The 4,889-nt window shown below is 60.4% G+C and carries 5 protein-coding genes; 1 reads left to right on the top strand and 4 read right to left on the bottom strand.

Going from position 1 to position 4,889, the window contains the following annotated elements:
• The 3 genes from IQ273_RS30535 to IQ273_RS30525 all read right to left on the bottom strand — a co-directional run.
• A partial coding sequence (locus IQ273_RS30535; protein WP_313898304.1) for a DNA methyltransferase occupies positions 1–1,422 on the bottom strand: 1,422 nt, incomplete at its 3' end.
• A 5-nt stretch (positions 1,423–1,427) separates the two neighbouring features.
• Positions 1,428–1,877 (bottom strand): SRPBCC family protein, encoded by a 450-nt coding sequence (locus IQ273_RS30530; protein ID WP_194026852.1) that lies wholly within the window; start codon positions 1,875–1,877, stop codon positions 1,428–1,430.
• A gap of 239 nt (positions 1,878–2,116) precedes the next feature.
• A complete protein-coding gene (locus IQ273_RS30525) occupies positions 2,117–3,079 on the bottom strand; it encodes a class I SAM-dependent methyltransferase (RefSeq protein WP_194026851.1) in 963 nt (320 codons plus the stop codon).
• Between the two features lie 119 nt (positions 3,080–3,198).
• Between IQ273_RS30525 and IQ273_RS30520 the strand changes: the two genes are divergently transcribed.
• Positions 3,199–3,975 (top strand): class I SAM-dependent methyltransferase, encoded by a 777-nt coding sequence (locus IQ273_RS30520; protein ID WP_194026850.1) that lies wholly within the window; start codon positions 3,199–3,201, stop codon positions 3,973–3,975.
• 134 nt (positions 3,976–4,109) lie between these two features.
• Here IQ273_RS30520 and IQ273_RS30515 read toward each other — a convergent pair whose 3' ends face one another.
• Positions 4,110–4,784, bottom strand: a complete 675-nt coding sequence (locus IQ273_RS30515; RefSeq protein WP_194026849.1) for an HAD family hydrolase — start codon at positions 4,782–4,784, stop codon at positions 4,110–4,112.
• Between the last annotated feature and the right edge of the window lie 105 nt (positions 4,785–4,889).

The raw sequence follows: 4,889 nt of genomic DNA, 5'->3' as shown, positions 1-4,889 counted from the left end.
GCTACCGGCGGGGTCAAGGGTTCGCAGGCCGAGCTGCTGACTGCACTCGCTCCACAGCAAATGGGTGAGTTTAGCGTGGGCAATGGTGTTGAGTTCGTCGAGGCGATCGCGCAAAAAATCGGCCTGGGCGTAGGCGGGTACGTTGCCCACCTCGGCTAGCAGCTGGGTCTGGCTGCGGTAGTGCTCCAGCCGCACCTGGCGCTCGGCTAGTACAGACTGGTAGTTGTCAGCAATCAGCGGCTGGAGCAGATTGCCCTGAAGAAGGGCCTCTGGCTCTGGGGTTTTTGCCTTGGCCCCCCGTTTTGGCTGCACCTGATCGAATCGTTCGTCATCGACCCGCACCAGGCCAACCAGGGCGTTGCCCTGGAGTACCGTGAGGGTGAGGTCAGGCAGGCTGGCTAGCTCAGCGGGGCGGCTGGTGTGCTGTACCCCCTGCAGCCACAGCCGCAGTCGAGCCAGTTCTACGGCGGGGGGCCACAGGTCGAGGCCGTAGAGGGCGTGGGTGGCCAGGTGGTGGTAGAGGCCTAAGGTCGGACCTAAGCGAGCCCCATCGGGGGAAAGTTTGGCCCAGTCGGGGATAGTTTTGGCGGAGACGGGTTTGGCGGGAACGGTGGCAATGGAATTTGGGGCTGCGATCGCCCGTAACTGCTGTGCTAAATCAATCAGCTGATTCAGCGCAGCAACCAGAAAACGGCCCGAACCACAGGCGGGGTCGAGCAGAGTGAGCTGCCCCAGTTCGATTAACAACGCCCCGGCCTCGCCGGGAGAGAGCTCCTTCAGCAGCTGATCAGTAGATTTAGGGCGATGCCCAAGCAGCGCCTCAGCGCGATCGAGCAGGGTGGCGTGGATAGTGCGATCGCACAGTGCTTCCAGCAGCGGTTCAGGCGTGGCTACCGCCGCCCCATCGTAGCCATTCACCGCCTGCTCCAGCAGGATGCCCAGGCCCGCGTCGAGCCGAGCGGGAGCTGCCGCCGCCAGGTCGGCCAGCCAGTGAAGGGCGGGCTCAAAGGCCGCATCGGGCAGGGGAATATGGCCCCAGCGCTGGTCTAGGTCCGTGAACCGAAACGGACCCGTGGGCACAAAGGGCAGCGGTCCAAACCGCTGGGCAAAGGTCGGGGAACGTTCTTCAACCGGCAGGGTAAAGCCTTGCTGGTAAAGGGGTTGCAGCACCTGAGCAAAGAAACCATCTAGCTCGCGCTGCTGGCTCTGACCAAACTGGTTGTGCAGATACCACTCGTCGCCGCTCAGGTAGCCCCGCTGTTGCAAAGCCGCTACCGCAATCAGCCGGGTGAGCAATAGCGTGGCGTAATGGCGACGCTGGCTGCCTGGCAACGGACCGAGCGCATCGGTCAATACCTGCCAGCTCTGGTGAAAGCCTGCCGCTAAAGCTGGGGTGGGGGGCTGCTCTACCGTGAGGCCCATAGCGCCTAGTCCGGGGGTGACTGCTTGGCCGCCATAGCGTAGTCGCGAAAGCGGTTGAGATCGTCTTGCAGGGTAGACTCTACCAAGCGGCCCAGAAACAGCCCATCCATCCACTTGATCACGGCGGGCACCGAGTAAGACACGGTGAGCTTGACAGTAGATTGGCCGTCTTTGCCATAAAAGCGAATCGCGCCCCGGTTGGGCAAGCCGTCAACCGCCTCCCACTGAATAATTTGGAGGGGCACCAGATTGGTGATTTTAGAGCGCCAGGTAAACTCTAGCCCGCGTGAGGCCAACTTCCATTCTGAAAGATCGGGGTCGGCGTCGGAGATTTTGACGGAGTCGATCCACTTCATCCAGCGGGGCATTTGCTCCAGGTCAGACCACAAATTCCAGGACGTTTCTACCGGCACATCGACATCTACCAAAACGCTGTGATCGAGCCATTCACCCATGGTTTATCCCTGTCGTTACTGAGGCTGTGCTGGCGGTATGTGGTGGACGACCGTGGCAATCGCAAACTGAGTACCAATGCAAGGTATCCTATGCCAGCACTGAGCCTATTCTACCCGTATTTTTGCGGACGCACTTTATCCTCAATTCCTTAGCCTGGGCGACGGTTGTCGTGACGACGGATGCCAGGGTTACAGATTCTAGGCTGACAGATGCTGCGTTGGGCGTAAGGCTTGCGCCCCTACCGGTCTGGCTTACGCGCCACCAGGGTGCGGTGGCGGGGGTCGCTGGGCACTGTAACGGGCGGCTCAAAGCCAGCGGCTACCAGGGCCGTTTCTAAATCAAAGGTGTAGTAGTCATCGCTCCAGGGTTCTGTACTTTTCATCAGGGTAAACAGTACCGGGGGCAACGCCTGAATTACCGGCGACTTAGGGTTGTTATCGGTAATGGCCAGGGCACCGCTGGGCCGCAGCACCCGCGTAGCCTCAGCGAAAATAGCCTGAGTTGCAGAGCGCGGCAGCTCGTGGGCCACAAACTGCATCGTTACCAGATCAAAGGATGCATCGGGGAAGCCGGTCGCTTCTGCCTGGGCATGCACCCATTCGGCGATTTCGCCCTCAGCATCCTGGTGCTGGGCAACAGCTAGCACGTAGGGCGACAGATCGAGCCCCACGGTACGCACCGGGTTGGTTGGGGACGCTTTCTGGGCGTAGTGGCGATGAAGGCTGAGGGTCGAGAGGCCCACCGAGCAGCCTAGATCGAGAATGTCGTTGACCTGGGCTGGGCCGTATTGGTCAAGCACGGTGAGAAAGCTCTGCCGCAGCCGAGCCTGGGCCTCCTGCCAGGTCAGGTCTTCCTGGGGCCAAATGCGCAGGGCCATGGCGTAGGTAGCGGGGGTGGCCTCAAAGGCGGCTGGCCAGCACAGGTTGCCCTCGCTGTAGGCGTGGAAGGGCACCTGGTAATAGTCGGGGTAAACCACGGCTGGGTTGGTCAGCTGGTCTAGCCGCTGCCGCATTTCGGGCGTATCTAGATCTATGCAGGTCTGCCGCCAGGCTACGCCCTTTTTCTCGGCGGTTTTGATCAGCACCTGCCGGGCCTGACGCTTCATCAGCGCGTAGAGGGCGGGGGTTTGAATGGCGCGATTGACGAGCCGCGAGAGCAAGTCGTCGCCAGCCCAGTCGGGTTTCAGCTTCGTCGTGGTCATGGGTGTGGGGGTGTGGGGGTGTTGCCTACTGTAGCGGATTCGCGGTGGGCCTTGGTCGTGCTAGCCGCACCGCTGCTTGGTCACAGTATGATAACAACGTAGCGCTGGCGATGAGTTGAATGCCTACCAATGTCCTGCCGCTTCACACGCTCAACCCCCTGGGGCGTTTTACTGATCGCGCCCAAGACTACGCCCGCTATCGACCCCGCTATCCAGAGGAGGCGATCGCGGCCATTTTGGCCGACCTAGGCGACCCCCAAGCGCTGGTGATCGCCGATATTGGTGCCGGTACCGGTATTTCGAGTCGACTGCTGAGCGAGTATGGCCCCAGGGTGATTGCCCTGGAACCCAATGCGGCTATGCGCGAGGCCGCCGAGCCTCACCCCCAGGTAAGCTTTCAAACCGGCACCGCTGAGCAAACGGGGCTGGCCGATCGCTCTGTGCATATCGTTACCTGCTGCCAGTCGTTTCACTGGTTCAACGCACCGCTAGCCCTAGCAGAATTTAGCCGCATTTTGCCCCCCGGCGGGCGACTCGCTCTACTCTGGAACGACTGGGATATCAACGATCCGATAACGGGGGCCTATCGTCAGATTATTCAGGCGGCAGCGACCCGCGCCGTTGACCACCACGACCATACCCAGTCGATTAAGGCCGTTGAGCAGCAGGCTGAGTTTTCGCCCGTGCGCCATCTGAGCTTTGCCTACGGTCAGACGCTGACGCTGAGCGAAGTGGTGGGGCGATCGCTCAGCTCGTCTTACATTCCTAAGGAGGGCCGGGCGCACGCACAGTTTTTGGATGCCATTACCGCCTGGCATCGGGCCTGGGCTGCGATCGACGGCACGGTCGATTTGAAGTACGTCACCAACCTTTACCTGAGCGAAAGAGCGAGCTAGTACTCAACGGCTGAAATATGCCCACCATTCCGGCTCGCTTGGCTCCCTAGCCCCCCTGCTCCCTAGCCCCCCAGAGAATAGATCTAAACTTGCGCCGCAAAGTACTAGGGCTAGATCAGGCGCTTCGTAACGGGTTAAACCAGTGCGGTTTGCCCCAGTGGCGAGCGATCGTAGTGGTGAAGCAAGTCGGCGGGGTCGTCGTAGATGGCGATCGCGCCCGCTAGCTCATCATCGCTAAAGCCACCCGAGCGCACGGCAATGACCTTCACCCCAGCTTTTCCAGCGGCCTCGATATCGTAGGGAGTGTCGGCCAGCATAACCACGCGATCGGGCGCGAGCTTGGCTTTTTGCAGGGCAGCCACAATAATGTCTGGATCTGGTTTAGAGTTCTCGGCGTCGCTGGATGACGTCGTTTCGTGCAGCAAATCCTCTACGTCTGCGACCTTAAGCATGACGCCCAGTTCGCGATCGCTGGCGGAGGTGGCGACTATAACGTGCAGGTCGGTGGCCAGCAATTTTTCTACCAAATCTCGCGCTCCGGCGGTGGGTTTGAGCTGCGGACGATATTGGTTTAAAACCAGCTCTTTGTGGTCGCTGGCAATGGTCTTGCCCGGCTCTGCATCCTCACTGAGTTCAGCAAACAGATGGGGGATGAGCTGATCGCCCCCCATTCCCATCAGCGGCCGCACCTGGTCGTAAGGCACCTCGTAGCCCTGGCGAGCAAAGGCCTCGACCCAGGCTCGGGCATGAATATCATTGCTGAGAACCAGGGTGCCATCAATGTCTAAAACAATGCCGTCGAGGACCATATTTGCTTCCTTTAAAGTTTTCCCATGCTGGCACGGCGGCATACTGAGCACATCTACCAGGTGGCTGGTGCTCTGCTAATTGCGGGGGGAGCGGGGGAGCAGGGG

The sequence above is a fragment of the Nodosilinea sp. LEGE 07298 genome, from assembly GCF_015207265.1.
Taxonomy (GTDB): Bacteria; Cyanobacteriota; Cyanobacteriia; order Phormidesmidales; family Phormidesmidaceae; genus Nodosilinea.
This window is presented reverse-complemented; position numbering and strand designations above follow the sequence as displayed.

What these genes read in the sequence shown, in the direction of transcription:
- IQ273_RS30520 (WP_194026850.1), top strand. Translation starts at nt 3,199, where the DNA reads ATGCCTACCAATGTCCTGCCGCTTCACACGCTCAACCCCCTGGGGCGT.
- IQ273_RS30525 (WP_194026851.1), bottom strand. Translation starts at nt 3,079, where the DNA reads ATGACCACGACGAAGCTGAAACCCGACTGGGCTGGCGACGACTTGCTC.
- IQ273_RS30515 (WP_194026849.1), bottom strand. Translation starts at nt 4,784, where the DNA reads ATGGTCCTCGACGGCATTGTTTTAGACATTGATGGCACCCTGGTTCTC.
- IQ273_RS30530 (WP_194026852.1), bottom strand. Translation starts at nt 1,877, where the DNA reads ATGGGTGAATGGCTCGATCACAGCGTTTTGGTAGATGTCGATGTGCCG.